16 protein-coding genes and 1 pseudogene are annotated in these 23,030 nt (G+C 40.8%); 8 read left to right on the top strand and 9 right to left on the bottom strand.

Annotation, left to right across the window (positions count from 1 at the left end; all coding sequences use genetic code 11):
• Positions 1-35: 35 nt before the first annotated feature.
• The 3 genes from WKF66_RS18400 to odhB all read left to right on the top strand — a co-directional run bounded on the left by WKF66_RS18400 (position 36) and on the right by odhB (position 5,045).
• Positions 36-914 carry a MerR family transcriptional regulator gene (locus WKF66_RS18400; protein WP_489675954.1) on the top strand — a complete coding sequence of 293 codons (879 nt, stop codon included), beginning with the start codon at positions 36-38 and terminating at the stop codon, positions 912-914.
• 65 nt (positions 915-979) lie between these two features.
• Positions 980-3,775 carry a 2-oxoglutarate dehydrogenase E1 component gene (locus tag WKF66_RS18395; RefSeq protein ID WP_489675953.1) on the top strand — a complete coding sequence of 932 codons (2,796 nt, stop codon included), beginning with the start codon at positions 980-982 and terminating at the stop codon, positions 3,773-3,775.
• A gap of 16 nt (positions 3,776-3,791) precedes the next feature.
• Positions 3,792-5,045 carry a 2-oxoglutarate dehydrogenase complex dihydrolipoyllysine-residue succinyltransferase gene (gene odhB, locus WKF66_RS18390; protein WP_489675952.1) on the top strand — a complete coding sequence of 418 codons (1,254 nt, stop codon included), beginning with the start codon at positions 3,792-3,794 and terminating at the stop codon, positions 5,043-5,045.
• Between the two features lie 56 nt (positions 5,046-5,101).
• Here the strand turns inward: odhB and WKF66_RS18385 are convergent, their stop codons facing one another.
• Both WKF66_RS18385 and WKF66_RS18380 read right to left on the bottom strand, forming a co-directional pair.
• Positions 5,102-6,769 (bottom strand): M1 family metallopeptidase, encoded by a 1,668-nt coding sequence (locus tag WKF66_RS18385; RefSeq protein ID WP_489675951.1) that lies wholly within the window; start codon positions 6,767-6,769, stop codon positions 5,102-5,104.
• A pseudogene (locus tag WKF66_RS18380) lies at positions 6,770-8,641 on the bottom strand (CocE/NonD family hydrolase). It abuts the gene before it with no gap.
• A 135-nt stretch (positions 8,642-8,776) separates the two neighbouring features.
• Between WKF66_RS18380 and WKF66_RS18375 the strand changes: the two are divergent.
• Together WKF66_RS18375 and lpdA are read left to right on the top strand one after the other, a co-directional pair.
• Entirely contained in the window at positions 8,777-10,447 is a 1,671-nt protein-coding gene (locus tag WKF66_RS18375; RefSeq protein WP_489675950.1) for an ArnT family glycosyltransferase, read from the top strand.
• A gap of 75 nt (positions 10,448-10,522) precedes the next feature.
• Entirely contained in the window at positions 10,523-11,929 is a 1,407-nt protein-coding gene (gene lpdA / locus WKF66_RS18370; protein WP_489675949.1) for a dihydrolipoyl dehydrogenase, read from the top strand.
• Between the two features lie 38 nt (positions 11,930-11,967).
• Here the strand turns inward: lpdA and WKF66_RS18365 are convergent, their stop codons facing one another.
• The 6 genes from WKF66_RS18365 to WKF66_RS18340 form a co-directional block, all read right to left on the bottom strand.
• Entirely contained in the window at positions 11,968-12,810 is an 843-nt protein-coding gene (locus WKF66_RS18365) for a hypothetical protein (protein WP_489675948.1), read from the bottom strand.
• Positions 12,811-12,897: 87 nt separating this feature from the next.
• Positions 12,898-16,089 (bottom strand): efflux RND transporter permease subunit, encoded by a 3,192-nt coding sequence (locus WKF66_RS18360; protein ID WP_489675947.1) that lies wholly within the window; start codon positions 16,087-16,089, stop codon positions 12,898-12,900.
• A gap of 54 nt (positions 16,090-16,143) precedes the next feature.
• The gene (locus tag WKF66_RS18355; protein ID WP_489675946.1) at positions 16,144-17,211 is read right to left on the bottom strand and encodes an efflux RND transporter periplasmic adaptor subunit; all 1,068 of its coding nucleotides are present in this window, start codon (positions 17,209-17,211) and stop codon (positions 16,144-16,146) included.
• Complete coding sequence (locus WKF66_RS18350; RefSeq protein WP_489675945.1) at positions 17,208-18,551, bottom strand: TolC family protein; 1,344 nt, start codon at positions 18,549-18,551, stop codon at positions 17,208-17,210. The genes WKF66_RS18355 and WKF66_RS18350 overlap by 4 nt, the downstream gene beginning before the upstream one ends.
• Before the next feature lie 21 nt (positions 18,552-18,572).
• Entirely contained in the window at positions 18,573-19,169 is a 597-nt protein-coding gene (locus tag WKF66_RS18345; RefSeq protein WP_489675944.1) for a TetR/AcrR family transcriptional regulator, read from the bottom strand.
• Between the two features lie 125 nt (positions 19,170-19,294).
• Positions 19,295-19,900 carry a TetR/AcrR family transcriptional regulator gene (locus tag WKF66_RS18340; protein WP_489675943.1) on the bottom strand — a complete coding sequence of 202 codons (606 nt, stop codon included), beginning with the start codon at positions 19,898-19,900 and terminating at the stop codon, positions 19,295-19,297.
• 80 nt (positions 19,901-19,980) lie between these two features.
• Between WKF66_RS18340 and murB the strand changes: the two genes are divergently transcribed.
• The 3 genes from murB (at position 19,981) to WKF66_RS18325 (ending at position 22,052) form a co-directional block, all read left to right on the top strand.
• The gene (murB, locus tag WKF66_RS18335) at positions 19,981-20,994 is read left to right on the top strand and encodes a UDP-N-acetylmuramate dehydrogenase (protein ID WP_489675942.1); all 1,014 of its coding nucleotides are present in this window, start codon (positions 19,981-19,983) and stop codon (positions 20,992-20,994) included.
• 167 nt (positions 20,995-21,161) lie between these two features.
• Positions 21,162-21,692, top strand: a complete 531-nt coding sequence (locus WKF66_RS18330) for an RNA polymerase sigma factor (RefSeq protein WP_489675941.1) — start codon at positions 21,162-21,164, stop codon at positions 21,690-21,692.
• 126 nt (positions 21,693-21,818) lie between these two features.
• Positions 21,819-22,052 (top strand): cytochrome b5 domain-containing protein, encoded by a 234-nt coding sequence (locus WKF66_RS18325; RefSeq protein ID WP_489675940.1) that lies wholly within the window; start codon positions 21,819-21,821, stop codon positions 22,050-22,052.
• 48 nt (positions 22,053-22,100) lie between these two features.
• Here WKF66_RS18325 and WKF66_RS18320 read toward each other — a convergent pair whose 3' ends face one another.
• Positions 22,101-23,021, bottom strand: a complete 921-nt coding sequence (locus tag WKF66_RS18320) for a PfkB family carbohydrate kinase (RefSeq protein ID WP_489675939.1) — start codon at positions 23,019-23,021, stop codon at positions 22,101-22,103.
• Positions 23,022-23,030 lie beyond the last annotated feature (9 nt).

Below are 23,030 nucleotides of genomic sequence, written 5' to 3'. Positions count from 1 at the left end.
AACATATTTGTTAAACATTTGTTGTAATTTCTAATGTGAAGAACTTTTCAATAAGCGATATAGAATCTCTGGTAGGCGTAAAAGCCCATACCATTCGTGCCTGGGAAACGAGGTATAACCTGGTGCCCCCAAAAAGAACAGTCACAAATATTCGGTATTACGGAGAAGATGAACTCAAAATGCTGCTTAATGTTGTTGCCCTTAATGAAAATGGATATAAGATTAGCAAGATCGCTAAAATGAGCCATAGCCAGATCAATAATCTGGTTGCACAACTAAAAACCGATTGGAAAAACGATTCCGTACAAATGCTCCATTTGTCGAACGCTACGCTCGACTACGATGAGAAGCAATTCTCTGATACCTTGATTGGATGCATTGCAGAAATGGGCCTAATCCAGACCATGGATCTTGTTTTGTATCCTTTCATGAAGAAGGTAGGAATGCTTTGGCAGACTGGTACTATTGACCCTTCACATGAACACTTCGCTTCGAACCTGATCAGGGAGCGTCTAATTGTCGAGATCGACAAGTTAGACATCCCGGTAAAACGTGATGCTAAAAGATTTATTCTTTTTCTTCCCGAGGCGGAAATGCATGAAACAGGGTTACTCTTCACCAGGTTTTTACTCAAAAAATGTGGTCATGAAATGCTGTATTTGGGATCGGAGATTCCCTACCCTGACCTTAAAAAGGTGGTAGAATCATATAAGCCCGACTATGCCTTTATCACTCTCACCTCACTCAATCTGGGTAAGGATGTCAATAAAATCATAGGCAAGGTTATGGATAATCTGGATGTGCCCTTGTTAGTGGCAGGAAGTTTGATATCTGAATTTGATATTCTCGTAAAAGACCACTTGACCCCCCTCAAAAATGTTTGTGATATGGTGGATTTTCTTGAAGATTTATAGAGAAGTTTACCTGTTTATTACGGTAAAAAATCTAATTTTGCAGCACTTACAGCAATTTGAATATAATGGATAATTTATCTTATCTCAGTGGCGAGAACGCAGAATACATTGAATCACTATACCAATCTTATAAAGGCGATCCAAATTCAGTAGAGTTTGGCTGGCAGAAATTCTTCGAGGGCTTTGACTTTGGAAGAGGCTCTGCAACCGGGGCCGCTAGCGATGAAACGCCGGACCATTTTCTAAAAGAAATTAATGTTTTAAACCTGATCAATGGCTTTCGTCAGCGTGGTCACCTTTTTACTCAAACCAATCCGGTTAGAGAGAGAAGGCTACACCTGCCTACGCTTGTTATTGAGAACTTTGGTTTAACAGAAGCCGATTTAGATACTGTTTTCAATTCGGGTATTGAAATTGGAATTGGTGCTGCAAAATTGAGCGACATTGTTGCTTTTTTAAAGCAAACGTATTGCAAATCTATTGGAGCAGAGTATAAATATGTTCGTACTCCAGAGGTGCTAAACTGGATTGAAGGGAAAATGGAAAGTGTGAGAAACACGCCTAATTTCTCCATCGACGAAAAGAGAAGGATTCTTAAAAAGCTTAACGAAGCGGTTAGTTTCGAAAATTTCCTGGGTACCAAATTCCTTGGACAGAAGAGGTTTTCACTGGAAGGTGCTGAAGCACTGATACCAGCTTTAGATTCTGTAATTGAAAAAGGTTCAGAATTAGGTATTGAAGAATTTGTAATCGGCATGGCGCACCGGGGACGTTTGAACGTCCTGGCAAACATCATGCAGAAGACTTATAAAGATATTTTTGCAGAATTTGAAGGCAAAGGCTATAGTGCAGAGTCACCTTTTGGCGGCGATGTAAAATATCACCTGGGCTATTCAACCGATGTCACTACCAATAATGGTAAAAATGTTCACTTAAGCCTTTGCCCTAATCCATCCCACCTTGAAACCGTAAATGGTGTGGTGGAGGGAATGACCAGATCAAAAATTGATTTCAAATATGGCGGTGATAATGCGCGCATTGCACCGATTTTAATTCATGGAGATGCGTCAGTAGCGGGTCAGGGAATTGTTTATGAGGTGATTCAAATGGCGGGCCTAGATGGTTATAAAACTGGGGGAACGATTCACCTGGTCATAAATAATCAGATTGGTTTTACGACAAACTATAAAGACGGACGTACCAGTACCTATTGCACAGACATTGCTAAAGTGACGCTTTCCCCTGTATTTCACGTTAATGGAGATGACGTTGAAGCATTAGTTTATGCGATCAACCTGGCGATGGAATACCGTCAAAAATATAAAAATGATGTTTTCATAGACATCCTTTGCTATAGAAGGTTTGGGCATAACGAGGCCGATGAGCCTAAATTTACCCAGCCACTATTGTATAAAAGTATTGAGAAACATGCTAACCCACGCGACATCTATATTCAACAACTGATTGGTGAAGGTAAGATGGAAGCCAGTCTTGCTAAAGAGCTGGAAAAAGAATTCCGGGGTATCCTACAAGAACGTCTGAACGAAGCTAAAGAAATTAAGTCGACTTATCAGGATGTGAAGTTTGGTGGTGCCTGGTCGGACATGCGTATTGCGACTCCGAAAGATTTTGAAGTTTCTCCTAACACTTCAGTTAAAGAATCGAGTCTTTTAGAAATTGCAAAAAGAATAAGTACACTGCCATCGGATAAGAAGTTCTTTAAAAAAATAGAGAAATTATTTGAGGAGCGCAGCAGAATGGCGAACACTACCCATGTTTTTGATTGGGCAATGGGAGAGCAGCTTGCGTATGGAACTATATTAGCCGAAGGCAAGAGGGTTAGGTTAAGCGGACAGGACGTAGAGCGCGGAACGTTCTCTCACCGTCATGCAGTGTTGACATTGGAAGACTCGGAGGAAGAGTATATTCCATTAGCTAACATTTCCGATCAGCAGGCTCCATTTGATATTTATAATTCACACCTATCTGAATATGGCGTTCTTGGCTTTGAGTATGGATATGCGATGGCAAATCCCAATGCGCTTACTATATGGGAAGCTCAGTTTGGAGATTTCTTTAACGGTGCCCAGATCATAATTGATCAATATATCGCTAGTGCGGAGACAAAATGGCAAAGAGAGAATGGTTTAGTGATGCTTCTGCCTCACGGCTATGAAGGACAAGGACCGGAACACTCTTCTGCAAGGATTGAGCGTTTTATGGAACTGTGTGCGGATTACAATATGCAAGTGGTTAACTGTACAACGCCAGCTAACTTTTTTCATGCCTTGAGAAGACAGTTTAAACGTGATTTTAGAAAGCCATTGGTTGTCTTTACACCAAAAAGCCTTCTTCGTCACCCTATGTGTGTTTCGCCGTTAGCGGAGTTCACGGAAGGTAAATTCCAGGAAGTTATTGCGGATCCGAATCTGAAAGCTGAGTCGGTCACAAGGGTTGTGTATTGTAGCGGTAAGATCTATTACGAGTTGTTAGAAAAACAGCAAAAGGATCAGATTCAAAATGTGGCTATTGTTCGTGTGGAGCAGCTTTATCCAACTCCGCTTGTACAGATGGAGGAGGTTTTTCATACCTACACAAAGGCGACTGAGGCTGTTTGGGTTCAGGAAGAACCTGAAAATATGGGCGCATGGCCGTACCTTTTGCGTAAAGTTAGAAAGACTTTCTTCAAAGATATCGAAGTGATTTCAAGAAAAGAAAGCAGTAGTACTGCAACCGGTTTTGCCAAACAACATGCTGAACAACAAGCTTTCATATTGGCACGAGCGTTCGAAATGCCGGTAACGGAGGAAGAGGTAGATATCGCTAAGAAGTCTGTGAGTAAAGTATATAACGTAGATTAAAAATAATACACCTGTTATGAGTATAGAAATAAAAGTTCCACCTGTAGGTGAATCGATAACCGAAGTTGTTTTATCCCGTTGGGTGAAAAACGATGGTGATGCAGTAGAAATGGACGAAGTTATTGCGGAGTTAGAATCTGACAAAGCAACTTTTGAGTTAACTGCAGAACAGGCCGGAACTTTAAAAGTAGTAGCTGCTGAAGGAGATACCTTAGCGATTGGTGCTGTTGTTTGTACGATTGAGGAGGGCGGTGCTGCACCGGCCAAACCGAATCAAGATGCGCCTGCTGCTTCTGAAGAGAAAGCTGCTGTTGTCGAAGACAAATCTGCTGCTCCAGTTGCTGAAAGCACCGGAGACAGTTATGCTACTGGAACACCTTCACCATCGGCGGGTAAGATACTCGCGGAAAAGGGCGTTGATACAGGTGCTGTTAAAGGTACAGGTGTTGATGGAAGAATTACTAAAGAAGATGCTTTAAAGGCAGAGAAGTCTCAGCCTAAAGCTGCTCCGGCCCCTGCGAAAGCAGCACCGGCGCCTGCCACTCCTCCTGTTGCAGCCGTTGCTGGTTCAAGAAATGAGCGCAGACAAAAAATGTCTCCACTTAGAAAAACTGTTGCTAAGCGTTTAGTAGCTGTAAAAAATGAGACTGCGATGTTAACCACATTTAATGAGGTCAACATGAAACCAATTATGGATTTACGCAGTAAATACAAAGATCAGTTTAAAGAAAAACATGGTGTAGGTCTTGGCTTTATGAGCTTCTTTACTAAAGCAGTTTGTGAAGCATTAAAAGAATTTCCATCGGTTAACGCACGTATTGATGGTGAAGAAGTTGTTTTTAATGACTTTGCAGATATATCTATCGCGGTTTCGGCACCTAAAGGGTTGGTTGTTCCAATCATTAGAAATGCGGAAAGTATGAGCCTGGCTCAAATTGAAAAATCAGTAGTTGAATTGGCGACTAAGGCGCGCGATAGCAAATTGACTTTGGAAGAAATGACAGGTGGTACTTTTACCATCACCAATGGCGGTGTTTTTGGGTCAATGATGTCAACTCCGATTATTAATGCTCCACAATCTGCAATTCTTGGCATGCATAACATTATTGAGCGTCCAATTGCTGAAAAAGGGGAAGTGGTAGTTCGTCCAATGATGTATGTTGCTTTATCATACGACCATAGAATTATTGATGGAAGAGAATCGGTAGGTTTCCTTGTTAGAGTTAAACAATTGCTGGAAGATCCGGCAAGATTACTCTTAGGAATTTAAGATAAGATTTCAAGACAAAGGCCTCAGTGTTCAAAACGCTGAGGCCTTTGTTATATCTAGTACTTTTTAATGTTCACATAGAAGTTGGGCGCTACCGCAAACGTTTCGTTAGTTATTTTAGGGTCAACGTCTATTGTTTTCCATTGCTCACTGGCATAGATGCGCTGATAGCTACCTGGCTTAAGTGTTACTTCAACGGGCATATCAAAACGGGCAACGTCAGTTTTCCATCTGTAACTTAGTTTTCCAGGACTTTCAATTTTAAACTCCAACACCGGTATTGCCGTTTTTCTTAGATACTGATCAAAAAAGCCGGTTAGCTTTAAACCGGTCGCTTTTCTTACATACTGTTCGATCTCGTTCGTTGTCACTGTCTGATGGTAAAAGTCTCTATTCAAGCCTCTGAGCATGAGACGAAATTTTTCATCGTCATTGATCAGCGCCCGGATGGTATGAATAATATTGGCCCCTTTGTAATACATGTCTCCGGAACCTTCTCTATTGACCCCGTAAGACCCAATGATTGGGCTGTCGTTTTGAATGATTTTTCTACTACTGATTACATATTCCGACCCTGCCTGCTTTCCATAATAAGTAGTTAAAAACAAGGTTTCAGAATAGCTTGTGAAAGCTTCATGGATCCACATATCAGCAATGTCTTTCGATGTGATGTTGTTCCCAAACCATTCGTGACCACTTTCATGAACGGTCAGGTAATCGAACTTCAGTCCCCAGTTAGCGGCTGACCTCGAGTAATCTCTTCCCAGATACCCTTGCATAAATTTATTCCCATAAGCAACAGCACTTTGGTGCTCCATTCCTAAATGCGGAGCCTGGACCAGCTTATAGCCATCTTCATAGAAGGGGTAAGGCCCGAACCAGTGCTCAAAAGACTTCAACATACGTTTCACATCTGCGTCCCAGTGGGGCCTTGCTTTGGCACTATCTTCTTCGAGCGACCAGTAATCCAAAGAGAGTTTACCTTTCTCGCCTGCGTAGGTATCTTTCCAGTTGGCATACTTGCCAATGTAAAATGTCACATTGTAGTTGTTGATGGGATTGTTAACGAACCAGTTGAACTGATTGTAACCGTCTTTTTGATCGATAACACTGCGGAGGCGTCCATTAGAGATTTCATTCAATCCCTTTGGTATACTGACGCTGATCAACATGCTATCTACCTCATCACTTTGATGATCTTTTGTTGGCCACCATGAGCTGGCTCCAAAACCCTGGCAAGCAACAGACACCCAAGGGTTACCAGATTTATCCTTTTGAAATATAAAGCCTCCATCCCATGGCGGGTTCTTTGCTATAACAGGTTTTCCAGAATAAAATACGGTAAAGCTTTTGTGCTCGCCTTTACGGATATCGGTAGGAAAAGTAACGAATACCGCATTAAATTCTCTGTTAAAATGAAGTTCTGAGCCTTGGAAAACTACTTTGCTTACCTCAAGATTAGCGAACAGATCAAACTGTAGCGTCTTGAACGTTTTCGTTGCAGTGAATCGAAACTCGTTGCTGCCGGCTATAGATTTATCTTGGATGTTTATTTTAACATCGAGATGGTAGTAGTTCAGATCATAGCAATTGCGAAGAGCGGTAAATTGGCCCCTAAGGCTATCTGCTCTTTGATAAGGAGATTTTTCAGCCAATAGCTGAGCATCAACCGGGAGCCAACCCAGCAATGTCAGGATCAGGAATGTAAGTGACTTTGCTTTCATTTATCGCAAAACGTTGATAGTAATGGAAGAAGCATTGTTTACATCATGAAAAATACGATGGGTGGCTTTTTGAAAATCTGAAGGCTCTGCCTTATAAATGTCCATAAATTTCTGAGGGTTCCTGTCACCCAGAGGAAACCAGGAGTTCTGCACCTGAATCATGATCTTGTGTCCTTTTTTAAAGGTATGCGCTACATCCGGCAGGGCGTAGTTGACTTTGGTCACCATACCTGGAACCATCGCTTCTGGTTTCTCGAAACTGTTGCGGTATTTACCTCGCATAATTTCACCTCTTACTAGCATTTGGTAACCTCCCATTAGGATGTTTTTAGGATTAGGCACAGGTGACGCCGCGTCTTCAGGATAAACATCAATCAGTTTAACAACGTAATCAGCATCTGTTCCAGTAGTTGACACCGCTAGATTTGCGAGCACCGGACCAGTCAACGTAATGTCTTCGGTTAAGGCATCGGTTTGATACACTTTAACGTCTGGTCTACGCGCAGCAAAACGCTGATCATCGATCATGTATTCTCTGGTTCGCCTCGCTTGCACACCCTCCTGATAGGGAACAGGACTATTAGGATCACTCACATACTCATCCCAACTATCAGTTCTTTGAATCTTATCGAAGCCCAGCTTTCCATTAGGTTGCAAGTAAAGTGTTCTTTGTTCTGTGTCTTTCGGAGGCCAGTTTTTGAATTCTTTCCACTCGTTGCTACCTGTCACAAAGATATTGGCTTCCGCAGGTTGGAAATCACCAAGCCCTTTGAGATAATGTTTGAAGAATGGGAGTTCAAATCTTTCCTGATATTGAATGCTTGTAGGCTGACCGAACTCAATGTCGCCAAAGCTGGATCCAGTACTGCGAACCCATCCGCCATGATACCATGGGCCCATTACCAATATGTTATTAGATGAGGGGTTCTGTTTTTCAATGCTCTTTTAAGTAGCGAAACTCCCATAAGCATCCTCCGCATCAAAGAAACCTCCTACAACCATTACAGCGGGTTTGATATTCTTTAGATGCGGCTGTATGTTCCTTGCTGTCCAAAATGTATCAAGATCAGGATGTGCAAAAAGATTGTTCCAGAAGCGTATGCTGTCTGCTAAATATTTATCCTTTAAATTCTTAACTGAACCTGCTTCCAGATAGAACCTGTAATTGTCCAGAATCGGAAACTTTAAGGCTTTTGGGCCTAGATCTGGTGTGATCGGTTTTGGCCGTGGCACTCCAAAGGTGGTCATGAAGCTAAAAGCATCCATTAGAAAAAGAACACCATTGTGGTGGAAATCGTCTCCAATAAACCAATCTGTAACGGGTGCCTGAGGGGAAACGGCTTTCAAAGCAGGATGGGCTCCCGGTAGGGAAGCTGTGGAGTAAAAACCAGGATAGGATATTCCATAGATCCCTGCCTTGCCATTGTTGTTTTTAATATTTTTAACTAGCCAGTCGATTGTGTCGTAAGTATCTGAACTTTCGTCGATGTCTTTCTTTCCTTTCTTGTTGGCCATGTGCGGCCTGATGTCATCAAAGGTTCCTTCACTCATCCAACGGCCCCTCACATCCTGATAAACAAAAATAAAGCCTTCTCTCATCATTGCAGGGAAATTGCCTAAGCTTGTCTTAAACTTATCTGATCCATAAGGCGCCACCGTATATGGGGTCCTGTTAATTAAAAAAGGGTATTTAGAAGTTTGATCTTTAGGTAGATAAATGGCTGTGAAAAGCTTTACTCCGTCTCTCATTGGAATATTCCGCTCGATCTTCGTATAGTTCTCACGAACATAGACGGAATCGATATTTTGAGCGAATGTGTTCATTCCATACAAGAAAAGTATAGTTAACACAAGTAGTTTTAAACGCAGCATAGTTGTTTGGATTTATGTTTTAAACCTACAAAAAAATCAAAAGCTTTAGTTCTTATGTCTTTAAAAGTTTACAAGCCGCCCGTAAAAACTGTTTTTTAGTTACTTTTGTGACTGAACCTACTGCACCATCTTCAGATGTTAGATTTAGACGATCATAGTTCTCTTAAACGTATCAAAATACTTCATTTATTTATTGCGCTAGCCGTTCTTGTGAACTTCAGTGGTTTGTTTGTTACGATTATCGGTCCGGATGGTGCACTTTACGCATCCATAGCGAAAACAATGGTGGTAAAAGACAACTTTGCGGAACTGTTTGTTGATGGTCGGGACTGGCTTGATAAGCCGCATTTTCCTTTTTGGATGGCTGCTATATCATTTAAATTTTTTGGCTTCCAAACCTGGGCCTATAAACTTCCTGCCATACTCTTCAGTATGATGGCTGCTTTATATACCTATAAGCTAGCCAAAGTATTTCATTCCAAAGAAACCGGCCTTTGGGCGGCACTGATTTTACTTACTGCCCAGCATCTCATCATCTCTGATATGGATGTGAGAGCGGAGCCATACCTTACCGGTCTGATCATCGGGAGTGTGTACCATTTTTTCAAAGCCCAGGATAGGAACTGGTTTTGGCAGCTAGTGATTGGTGCGCTGTGGGCGGCCTGCGCAGTCATGACAAAAGGAATATTTGCTTTGATACCTGTCTTTGGAGCTATCGCAATCTCTTTAATGCTAATGAAGAACTGGAAAATGTTATTCAATTTCCGATGGCTTCTTGCCGTTTTGCTGGTACTGATCTTTATTACTCCGGAGCTGTGGTGTCTTTATATTCAATTTGACCGTCACCCTGAAAAGTTAGTCTTTGATCACACTAACGTTTCTGGCATTAGGTTCTTTTTCTGGGATAGTCAGTTTGGCCGGTTCTTTAATACCGGACCCTATAAAAAAGCTGGTGGTGACCCAAGTTTCTTTATTCATACTACCCTATGGGCTTTTCTTCCATGGTCTGTGTTGTTGTGTTTTGGCATCGTGGACTTCTTCCGGGATAAGTTGAAGCGCCTTAGACAGCAAGACTGGGTAGGTATTTGTGGCGCTGGTCTCGCTCTGCTGGTTCTTTCTGCTTCTCAATTCCAATTGCCGCATTATGTAGTGATCATTTTCCCCTTCTATGCCATTATAACAGCACACTACGTGGTTAGCCTGGAGCGTATAAAGGAAATGAAAGTCAGCAGAGCGATCCAGGTAGGAGTGTTGGTTTTACTCTTCGCACTAATCGTAGTCGTTCACATTCTATTCCGTCCAGAATTGCCTGTTTATGTTGTTGCATTACTGATGATTTTAGCGGGTTTAATAGCCATACTCCCAAGATATACCAGCGGAAAGTTCCGGATATACTTTATAACCTCCGCTGTAGTATTCCTTATTAATCTCTATTTTAATCTCAGCTATTATCCAATGCTAACAACTTACCAGGGAGATAGTCAGGCCGCATTTTGGCTTAACAAGAACAATCCTCAAAACATTCCTGTCGTCAAGGTGGTCAATAATTTCTCTTATGCGATAGACTTCTATTCAGAGAAAGTTGTTCAGGACTATTGGCCGGGAGAGGACCACAAACTTCCTGAGAAACCCTATTACCTATATGGAAATAAAGAAACTTTAGAAGCTATGGCTAAGGATGGTTTTGTAATGCAGCCAGTAAAAAGCTTCGAGACCTATCGGATAACCAGGATGAAGCTTAAATTCCTCAACTATAGAACCAGAAATGAAGCTGTTGAAACTGCTCAGATTGTATTGATAAAATAGAAGTTTTGCAATAAAGCCTTATGCCCTTGCCTATATTCTTTCGACGTTTGTTAACTTTGTAAAAAAAAGTTTCATATGCAATACGATGTAGTTATAATTGGCTCAGGACCGGGCGGATATGTAGGAGCAATCAGATGCGCTCAACTAGGCTTGAAAACAGCAGTTATAGAAAAATACCACACTTTTGGCGGAACCTGTTTAAATGTAGGATGTATTCCGTCTAAGGCTTTATTAGATTCATCAGAGCATTATCATGCTGCAGCGCAAAGTTTTAAAACTCACGGGATCTTGTTGAAAGACCTTGCTGTAGATATGCCTCAGATGATTGCGCGTAAGAACGACGTAGTTAATCAGAATACCGCAGGTATCCAGTACCTGTTTAAAAAGAATAAAATTGATTCCTTTGAAGGCATTGGATCATTCGTAGATAAGAATACGATTAAGATCACTAAAGAGGGCGGAGAATCAGAGACCATCACTGCTAAAAATGTGATCATTGCCTCTGGATCGAAACCTACTACGCTTCCTTTCTTACCTATCGACAAAAAAAGAATTATTACTTCAACTGAGGCGCTGAATATTCAGGAAGTGCCAAAACAGATGATTGTCATCGGTGGTGGCGTTATCGGTCTTGAGTTGGGCTCAGTTTATGCACGTTTGGGGACTAAGGTTTCGGTGATTGAATATTTGCCTTCCATCATTGCCACGATGGATGCCAGTTTGGGCAAAGAACTTCAGCGTGTCCTCAAAAAACATCTGGGTATGGAGTTTTACATGAACCATAAAGTTACTGGTGCCATTGTTGAAGGTGAAACGGTTACTGTGACTGCTGAAAATGCCAAAGGCGAACAGGTTCAACTAGAAGCGGACTATTGCATTGTTGCAGTTGGGCGGACGGCTTATACTGCGGGATTGAACCTTGAAGCTATTGGTATTACCACTGAAGATAGAGGGAACAAGATACCTGTTAACGAATATTTGGAAACTTCTGTTCCAGGAGTCTATGCTATTGGAGATGTAATCAAAGGTCCTATGCTTGCACATAAAGCAGAGGATGAAGGGGTTTTCGTGGCTGAGCGATTGGCTGGACAAAAGCCACATATTAATTACAACCTTATTCCTGGTGTTGTTTATACCTGGCCAGAGGTGGCTTCGGTAGGCTATACGGAAGAGCAATTAAAAGAAAAAGGCACCAAATACAAAGCTGGCTCTTTCCCTTTCAAAGCAAGTGGTAGGGCAAAAGCGAGTATGGATACGGATGGGTTTGTTAAAGTACTGGCAGATGCTGATACCGATGAGATCTTGGGCGTACATATGATTGGTCCCCGTGCTGCTGATGTGATCGCAGAAGCGGTTGTAGCGATGGAATTCCGTGCTTCTGCGGAAGATATTGCCAGGATTAGCCATGCGCATCCAACTTATACTGAAGCCCTTAGGGAAGCGGCGATGGCCGCTACTGAAAATAGAGCGATACATATATAAGCCCCTTGGGGGTACTAATAAAACAAAAGGCTGCAAATTTATTTTGCGGCCTTTTGTTTTATATCGGGATAGACTTCATGAAGCGCCTTAATTGCAATTTCAATCAACCTTAGGTTTTCATCTATATGACCATGTTGCACTTCAACATTCAGGTAAGGGATCTTATGATGCATGGCATATATGGAGAGCGATCCATCATCAGTAGCATTTTGCGATTGCAAAACAACATTTACGTTTGCTTCTTTTAACTTGTTGAATAGTTTTAACTCTGTAACCAATATCAGGTCGTCACCATCCATTTCAAAGTTAAGGTGTACCGAGTCGGCTGTCACTTCCAGTTCATAGCCTTTTAAATACGAAGAGATTCCAAAGCCACTATCTGCGTTATTATGTAATGTGAATATATAACCCAGTTTTCCGGGATTATAGGCATCTAAAATTGCTTTTCCGGCGCGCTCCAGATGTTTTACTACATCATCATCTACCGGTCCGAATTTAGATATACCCAATGGGATACCTTTTTTTGTGTAGATACTATTAGGATCCGTCTGAAATTCTTCAACTCCATTCATGAACTTGAAGTTTCTAACACCCCCATACTGAGAATCAGTAATTGAACCTCCGCTGAACCTTATATACTCGAAAGCGGCTTTAATGCCAGTATCTTCATCGTCATGTATTGCAAGCAGGCTTATTGTTGGTTTTCCGTAGCTATATCTTACCAGATTTATGGGAAAATCATTGATCTGTATTTTCGTAGTGTCGATCAGGATTCCATCAAAAAGCGGGGGATGTAGCTGAGCGGTTAAAGTAATAGGGTAACAGGAGATGATGCTAAACGCAAAAGCTGTTATTAAATTGACAAGGTTTTGTTTAGACATAACTTTTGTAACTACAGCAATGCAAAAGAAATTGTTTGCGTAACTAAAAAGGGATGCCAATTGGCATCCCTTTCAATAGAGACGAGCTTAGTGCTTTTCGTCTATTTCATATTCTAAGACATCCTTATGGTCATAAGGCTCAACCATCAATTCGTCTATTGTTTTGCCTTTTTTATTGAAGCCTAGTTTATCCAGCATAATATCAAAGATCAAATAAACAACTGGAACAACGATTAGCGTAAGGAACAACGAACTTGTTAATCCACCTACAATAACCCATGCCAGACCATTTTTCCATTCTGCACCTGCACCACTTGCCAATGCAATTGGAAGCATACCGAAGATCATAGCGATGGTCGTCATCAGGATCGGTCTCAAACGCGCATGGTTAGCTAAAACCAGTGCCTCGACTGTAGATTTACCTTCTGCTTTCATGTGGTTGGTAAAATCGACAAGGATAATTGCATTCTTCGCTACCAGACCCATTAGCATGATCAAACCAAGAATAGTAAAGATACCGATCGAGTTATTGGTCAATGCTAACGCAAGAAAAGCCCCGATAAACGCCAATGGAAGTGAGAACATTACTACCAGTGGATAGATGAAACTATCATATAGTGCAACCATAATCAGGTAAACCAGTAGAATTGAAGCCATCAATGCTATACCTAAGGTACCGAAACCTTCCGACTGATTTTCTTGGTCACCACCCCATTGATAGCTTACACCAACAGGAGCTTTCAGCTTTCCATTTGCCTGCATATCTTTCAGCTTTAGCTCCCATTCTGCTACTACAGTACCCGTTGGGCGACCAATAGATTGTGCTTTAACCGATACCGAAGTCGACTTATTTAAACGCTCTAGCTGACTAGGACCTGATCCTTCGGTAATCGTAGCGAATTGTGACAGCTTGATCAACGCTCCCGTTGAATTCACAAAGTTGAGGTTTTCAACATCAGAAATATTTTGTCTATTGAAAGACTGATATTGAATGTTGATGTCGTACTCGTATTCGCCTTTACGGTATTTACCATCTGTGTTACCGCTAAATGCAGTTTGCATAGTAGATCCAACCGTTTGTAATGTTAACCCAAGAGCCGACATTTTATCACGGTCTACCTGAACATTAATCTCAGGAGTCCCTTTCTCAACAGAAAGCTTTATTTCTGTGGCACCAGGAATAGTAGCTAATAGCTTTTGTGCGCCTTCAGCATATTTTAATGCGCTATCAAGGTCAGAACCCATTACAACCAACTGGATTGGTGCATTTTCAGCAATGCCCAAAATACTAATTGGTACCGTTTTAACTTTAGTTCCTACCAGCTCTTTAGCCAATGCACGGCTCATTCTCGTAGCGAAGATATCGGATGACTCACCTCGTTCTTTACGGTCAACCAATCGAACATTGATCTCAGATTTGTATGCAGTTGCCTGTGATCCTCCAAAATCACCTGTTGATTGTCCAACTGTAGTGATCAATTGGGTAATTTCAGGTTGCTTATCTAGGAAAGTCTCAGCACGCTGGGTAATAAAATTCGTTTGCTCCAGTGAAGCATCTTTAGGCAACTCAATCTGCACAAGAAATTCACCCTTGTCTGATTTTGGGAAGAACTCCGAGCCAATGAAACCACCTATAGCTAAATACATTGCTCCAGCGAATAAAACAACAACCGCCAGGATTGTACGTCTTTTGTGATTCAAAGACCAGGTTAAAATTCCTGTAATCCAAATCGTAAACTTCTTAAGCTGTTTTTCAAACCATAAGATGAAGCGACCGAATACGTTTTTACCTTCAATGTGTTCTAGCTTACCGTATCTCGAGAATAATAATGGTACGATAGTAAAGGAGGTAAGCAAGGAAAGTAGCGTTGCTATAATTACCACAACACAGAATTGGCGAAGGATGTTAGATACCAGTCCTGTACTAATTGCGATAGGGAAGAACACGACAACAATTACTAACGTGATGGAAACAACAGTGAAACCGATCTCTCTTGTCGCATCTGAAGCTGCACGAACTTTATTCTTACCCATCTCCATATGTCGCTGAATGTTTTCCAGTACCACGATGGCATCATCCACCAGGATACCAACCACGAGAGACAGACCTAGTAAAGACATCAGGTTTAAGGTAAATCCGAACAAATCAATACCAATGAATGTAGCGATTAATGAGGCTGGAATAGACACCATTACGATCAATGCATTTCTCAAACTGTGTAAAAAGAAAAGCATAACAAATGCTACCAGGATAACCGCCAGGATCAAATCATGTATAACGGCATCGGCAGATTGCAATGTAAAGATGGAACTATCGTTTACAATCTTAATGTCCAGCTTATTCTTGGCGTATTCAAATTCAAGCTTAGCAATAATTGCGTGAACACCCTCACTCACTTCTACAGCATTTGCATCACTTTGCTTGATGATCTGAATTGCGATTGAGGCCTTACGGTCAATTCGAGCGAGTTTTTCAGTTTCCTTTTGCGCATCTTGCACATCTGCAACATCTCCCAAACGAATCTGGGCACCTGCTGCTGAAGTAGAGATGACGAGATTTCTCATCTCCTCAATGCTTCTGTACTTACCTGACAAGCGGATCAAAACATCCTGATTCTGCGTTTTAACGCTTCCGGTAGGGAAGTCCAGGTTTGACGATAAGATCATTTGCTGCACTTGAGGAACAGACAAATTATATCCCTGAAGTTTAGCAGCATCCAATGAAACCTGAATTTCTCTTTCAGATCCACCTACCAGATTCACTTGCGCAATACCACTAACCCTTGAGATTACCGGCGCGATACGTTTATCAATTAGATCGTAAAAAGCAATGTCATCCATGTTTGCAGAGGCAGACATCGTAATTACCGGTAAATCATCCAGTGAAAACTTACTTAGGGATGGTGCCTTTACATCCTCAGGAAGATCTGCCAATACTGCATTGACTTTACGTTGCGCATCATTTAATGAGATGTCAATATTCGCTTTATCAGTCAGGGTGATTGTTACCGTAGATAAACTTTCGAAAGATACTGAGTTGATCTTTTTGATGTTTTCCATTGATGACACTGCGTCTTCAATTTTCTTGGTAACGGTATTTTCCACCTCAGCTGGTGATGCACCAGGGTATATGGTGGCGATAGAGACTACGTTGTTCGAGAATTTCGGAAGTAATTCATAGCCCAACGAAAAGTAACTTAAGAGCCCAAGCAGTGTCAGTGCGGTAAAAACCACAATCACAAGGGAAGGCCTTCTAATCGATATATCTGTTATTTTCATTTTGTTTCTTTATTGCTTTTAGCGCCTAACGCTAAAGGGTTTTTATTGCAATATTTATTGGACAATACTTACGGTTGTACCTTCCGCTAAATTGATCTGGCCACTGGTAATCACACTTTCGCCTTCTTTCAATCCATCCAGTATTTCCACATTGTCGCCTAAAATACGTCCGGCAACTACCTTTCTAAGTTTGGAAGTGTTATTTGATTTATCGAGTATAAAAACCTGGTTACTACTTACGCTACCAACAAATGAGGTACGAGGAATTAAAATACTTGGCGCTTGTTTTGGAGCTCTGAATATTGCTGTTCCATACATTCCTGCCTTTAAAGTGTTTTTGTTACTGTTGCTTACTTCAATCTCTACAGGAAAGTTTAATGTCCCATCTGCTTTTGCGGCTATGAAGGTTACTTTACCAGAAAACTTATCGTTTGCAAATACAGAAGATCTTATATCTATCTGATCACCGATCTTAAGGTTAGCAACTTGCGATTCATTAACATTTACCTTGAGCTTCAGCTTTGAGACATCAACAATTTCAAATAACTGCGTGCCTTGAGCAGTAACAAATGCACCAACTTCGATATATCTTCTGTTGATAATTCCACTTATCGGAGATTTGATGTTCGCATCACTAACTCTTCTTTGAGAAGCCTGCAAGCGAAGTTTAGCATTTTGAGTGGCTAGTCTCGCTTGATCTAATTGCTGTTGCGTAACTCCGCCAGTCTCAAATGAGCTCTGGTATCTAGCTTGATCTCTTACTGCATTTTGATAGGTCGCCTGAGCCGTTTCTCTATCTGTATTGATAATCTCTGCATCGATACGTGCTAAAGTCTGGCCTCTGCTTACACGAGCGCCTTCATCTACGAAAATAGCAGAAACACGACCAGCGTTCTCTGAAAGAAAGTTTAGCTCTTGTTTAGGAATAAAGACACCATTGACACTGTAGTCCTGGTCAACTGTTTTCCGCTCCACATTTGCTACACGTACCGCTACCGCACCACCACCTTCAGCAATGAAAGCAGTTTTTTCCGCGTTTTTCTTCTTATTGCTCGTTAAGATGAAGACAATACCTGCGCCAACAACAACGATTACCAGGACTGCGATTATAATTTTTTTCATTGTAAAAGTGATTTAATATTTCCGTTTGATTTTATTAATTGTATTTCGGCGATTTTATAGTTTAAGAGCGCCTGTGTGTAACTGTTTTGTGCTTGGGTAAGTGAATTTTCGGTATCCAATAGGTCTGTTAAGTTAGCAAGACCGTTGTTGTAATTGTTTTGTGTGCTTCTGTAAATTTCCTGTGCCAAATCCACATTTTTCTTTTGCGCAGTGATGGTATTCAAACTGTTTCGCAACTGAATTTTAGCGTTTTCGTATGCGAGGTTCAACGAGTTGGTTGTCTCTCTCCTGTCTTCTTTTGCTTTAAAAAGATCTACATCCGCCTGACGGATCCTTGAACGCGTTAAAAAGCCATTGAATATTGGAACCCTTAATGCTAAGCCTATAGCTGATGATCCGAAACCGATCGCATTTCTATTAGTGGTTAAAAAGTCGAAACCACCTGCCTGACTAGAGTAAGTATAGTTTCCTGATAAGGCTAAGGTTGGATAGTACTCTGCAACATAAGCTTTGCGCTGTAGTGTTAACAATTTATCCTGTACATCCAGAAGCCGAATTTCTGTACGTCCTGCTAGTGATAGCGAATCGCTGAATTGAGGAAGTTGTGTAACCTCAGTTAACTCTGATTTAGGAAGAACGATCTCGGTACTTACCGGCATGCCCATTGAGAACTTCAGTTGATTCTCTAATTGTCTTATAGCATTTAAAGTTTGCTCACGTTGTGTTTCCAGATTTGTCAGGTTCACAGTGATGCGGTCAACATCAATCCGCTTAGCCAGTCCGTTTTGAAATTGATTAGAGATGATTTTTTCTACAATTCTAACATTCTTAATGTTAGTGTCGATCACATTTAATTGTTGTCTGTTCACCAGTACCTGGTAGTAGTTGTTAGCTACAAACTCAATGACCTGCTCATCTGTTAATTGAGATGACAACTGATAATATTGTTCACTGGACTTTGCAGCTTGAAGGCCCGTGAAAACCTGTTGATTGAATATTTGCTGCGATAATTGAACACCTGCAGTGGAATTCCAGTTCTGTCCAAACTTCAACGTTTGTAATTCTCCGCCGAAATCTACTACCTGCTGACCAATGATCGGGTTGTAAGTAAGACCAGCGGTTCCTGCGATTTGAGGCAGTGCCTGTGCACGGATTTCCTGGGTTTTGTAACGGCCACGATCAATGTCGAGACGTGCCTTTCTAGCCTGGGTATTATTTTGAACTGCATAGTTCAAAGCGTCCTTTAAACTAAGGGTTTGCTGGGCGCTAACACTATTTGCGAATGCTAGTCCTAGCAGTAGCAGCGGTATGGCTTTTATTTGTTTGATAATTGCATTCATATATATGATAGGTTTTTATTCTTATTTAAGGCCTTTTACAAATATTCGGGATAAGCTATGTTGTTTTTCAAGTATGATCTTCATCTCTTTTTTACTTGGAAAAAGTTCCCTGTTTCCATGCATAATGCACTGTGAAATTATTCCCATCATGCTCTCCAGGTAAAGTTCCGCCGTTTTCTCCAAATCAACGGCTGCTATTTCACCTTTTTCAACAGACCGCCTTAAAATCTCTGCATACATGTCGTTGTTTTTCTTTTTCATAGACATGAAGGTCGCTTTGAGTGAATCTGAGTTCAACGTTATATCGGGTGTAACCCCAGCTAAATGTAACATGTAATACTTCTGAAAAAACTTGAATCTAATGTCTGTGAAAATAGCGAAGCGCTCCTCTAAAGAAATGTTAGTGAAAAGATCTTTGTCAACTGCCTCGAAATAATCTGAAAATATCTTTTCGATTACACCCTCGATTAGACTGCTTTTGTCGGGGTAATAGTAGTATAATGAAGGCTTAGATACCGCTAAGTCTTCTGCAATCTCGTTCATGGTTGTCTTCTGTATTCCAAAATGAATAAAACGCTTGATCGCCCCCTCTATAATCGCTTCTCTTTTTTTATCCATTACTAACATCTTACCTTTCTTCTTTCTGACTTTATTATTTCAATGGTCAAAAATACTACGATATTTTTAACTTGAGAAATTATTCTTTTAAAAGGAGCCATTATTACCTGATTTTGACTAAATAGCTACCTTGCAGCCAGACCAGCGAGGAAGATATCCGCGAATATTTTCTCTTTCTGAAAGATCTCCTTGAATTGCTCTTTTCCAGGAAAGATGCTTTTATCTTTCGCAAGAATGTTAAAGTGGATGCCAGAGATGGCATCAATGAAGATTTCTGTAGTAAGCTTTGGGTCATCCATGGAAAGTTCTTTGTTTGCAATGCCACGGGTTAACAACGAACTGATGATGATTTTTTCAAAAGCCTTTGCCTTAGCAAACTTATCGTAAAGGTCGTTCGGAAGGTCACTTCCTATAGTTAGACTTGATTCAAACAAGTTGTAATATTTCTGGATATAAGTTTGTCTTTTTTGTAGCAGTTTCAATACAGCCTCTGTAGACGTAGATGCTTTATCGATTGATTTTACCGTCTCCCTGCTAATTTTTTGCATCAGGTATTCCATAGTACTTACGTACAGACTGATCTTGTCAGGAAAGTAATAATACAAAAGGGCCTTTGATAAGGAGATGTCTTTCGCAATCTCAGACATTGTTGTTTTTGAGAGACCATAATGCGCAAATCTTTTTAGCGCAGCTTCAATAATGATAATTTTTTTCTTATCCTGGTTTTCCATAAAAAATCTAAGATACAAAGGGGCAATTAAAGTGCCTAACTATTTTTTTATGTTTGTATTTTAAAACACCGTAATCTATCATGGTAAGTATTCAGCAAAATAAATCCTTAAAACCCTACAATACTTTTGGAATATCTGCAACCGCAACCAGCTTTGTGGAAATCCTTTCTGAAGATGATTTAATGCAGTTGCTGACTGAAAACATGACCAGGCAGCCCTTTTTTGTTCTTGGGGGTGGAAGTAATATTTTGTTCACACGGGATTTTGAAGGCTTAATTATCAAAATCAGTATTCCGGGAATTAGCAGCGTTGTTAAAGATGATGTTATTGAAGTTACCGCCGGGGCAGGGGTGGCATGGAATGACTTGGTTATGTATTGTGTGAACAACGGTTTCGCCGGTATGGAGAATTTAAGTCTTATACCGGGTACAGTAGGGGCATCACCAGTTCAGAACATCGGTGCTTATGGCGTCGAGTTAAAAGACGTTTTCAAATCTTGTACAGCCTTTGAGATCGCTACTGGCGTTAAGCGGAACTTTACTTTTGATGATTGTTGTTTCGGTTATCGGGACAGTGTATTTAAAACGCAGTTGAAAGGGAAGTACATTATTACAGCCGTGGTCTTTAGGCTAACAAGGAAACCTGTGTTGAATATACAATATGGCGCCATTCAAGAGGAATTGAAAATAAGAAATATAGAAAGACCTACTATTAAAGACGTTTCCGATGTAGTTTCCAGCATTCGTGTTGGAAAACTTCCTGATCCTTCCACTATTGGAAATGCCGGCAGTTTCTTTAAGAATCCAACTATTAACGCAGATCAGTTTGCGATTGTCTATGAAAATTTCCCGGAGGTTGTTCATTATTCACTGGCAGATGGCATGGAAAAGCTCGCAGCAGGTTGGATGATTGAGCAATGTGGGTTTAAAGGGATCATTAAAGGACAAACTGGTACCTGGAAAGATCAGGCGCTTGTACTTGTCAACCATGGAAGCGCTACCGGTGAGGAAGTGTATAGTTTTTCAGAACAAATCATTGAGGCTGTGGATGCCAAATTTGGCGTTTTATTGGAAAGAGAAGTAAATATCCTGTGACCGTTCCTGATTTCAGTGTTAAAACAATAATTACATTTTCTTAACACCAGAAGGCTGTTTTTGGTATACCTATTGTATGGGTTTAAAGTATAAGAGTAGAAAAACACAGTGACGCCACACCATTCACAGTCTGTTTTTGCCTTTTGATAACTTAAACTATAGACATTATGACCAAAAATGAATTTAATCTTCAGCTTCATGACCACTCTGTTTCCCTGCAATCATTCGCTCTGAATTTCACTAAAGACGTTGAAGATGCTAACGACTTAGTACAGGATACAATGTTGAAAGCTGTCACTTACTATAGTAAATTCAAAGAAGGAACAAACTTAAAGGGCTGGTTGTTCACGATAATGAAAAATACCTTCATTAATAATTACAGACGATTGGTGAAAACCAACGCTTTGATTACCAAAACCGATGATATTTCATCCGCTAACTTGCATTACAGCGCTTCTACTAATAGCAGTGAAAGTAAGTTTGTGATTGGAGATATTAATAAAGCATTGGCTACTTTGCAGCCTGAATACTACATTCCTTTCATTAAATATTTCGAAGGCTTTAAATACCATGAGATTGCTGAAGAGCTTCAAATTCCGATTGGTACTGTAAAAACGAGGATCCACGTGGCTCGCCAGATTCTAAAGAAATACCTTAAAACGTATTCGAAAGAAATCCTGGGTGCAGACCTTGTCTAATATTTCCCATCCCTATGAAAGGCCTGTCTCAAATCTTGAGTCAGGCCTTTTTTTATGAGCCTGAAAACTGCCATCATCTGAACAGTGAATTCTATTTAATGTTAAATAGCTACTTTTAACCTGGCAATGGAACACAACCAGTATTCAAGACAGCAGTTAGCTTTGCGCAACGGACAAGATAAACCTCAGATCTGGGTTGCCTACAAAGGCTTTATTTATGATGTTACCGAGAGCCGGCTTTGGCGCAATGGGAAACATTACGAGCATTGGGCTGGTCAGGATTTGACTGATGAACTATCAGATGCACCCCATACAGACACCGTATTTGAAAAGTTCTTAGTGGTTGGGGTTTTAAAATAAATCACTCCTGTTCCCAACTAATGGACGTATGGAACAGGAGTGGTAAACTTATTTTTCGATGTTAAAAGCGCTAAGATTTACAAACTCCTGAACACGAGCAGCAATCTCTTCCTCTTTTAGGTTTAATATCTTTTCAGTTCCAAACTGTTCTACGCAGAACGAAGCCAGGGCAGAGCCATAAATGATTGCGTTTTTCATGTTTGTGAAACTGATCGTTCCAACTTTAGCCAGATAACCAATAAAACCACCTGCAAACGTATCACCAGCACCAGTCGGATCAAATACCTCTGCAAGTGGAAGGGCAGGTGCAGAAAAAATCTTGTCCTCATGGAACAGTAGGGCACCATGCTCACCTTTTTTAATGATCAAGTATTTAGGTCCCATTTCCAGGATCTTTTTCGCAGCTTTAACTAAAGAATATTCTCCTGATAGTTGACGGGCCTCCGCATCATTGATAGTTAAAACGTCTACTAGTTTGATCGTGTCTAACAAATCGGACATCATAATGTCCATCCAAAAGTTCATTGTATCTAATACAATCAGTTTTGGCCGGTTTTTTAAGCGCTTGATGACAGTTTGCTGTACGATAGGGGTAAGGTTCCCTAACATCAGGTATTCGCAATCCTGGTAGCTCTCAGGGATGATAGGATCGAAGTTTTCTAAAACATTCAACTCTGTGCTTAAAGTATCACGGCTGTTCATGTCGTTGTGGTATTTACCAGACCAGAAGAACGACTTCTCGCCTTCCTTAATCTGCAATCCTTCAGTGTCGATTCCGTGCTGTGTGAACTTGTCAATGTTCTCCTGCTGAAAGTCATCTCCGATCACTCCAACGATTTTCACTTTATTATAAAAGTAAGATGCAGCTAAACTTGCGTATGTTGCGGCGCCTCCAACGATCTTATCTGTCTTTCCGAAGGGAGTTTCAATAGCATCAAAAGCTACAGTTCCTATGATTATCAGGCTCATATATATTTT

The organism is Pedobacter sp. (genome assembly GCF_037719805.1).
Classification (GTDB): Bacteria; Bacteroidota; Bacteroidia; order Sphingobacteriales; family Sphingobacteriaceae; genus Pedobacter.
The sequence above is the reverse complement of the archived record's forward strand: the minus strand, read 5'-3'. Positions and strand labels throughout refer to the sequence as shown.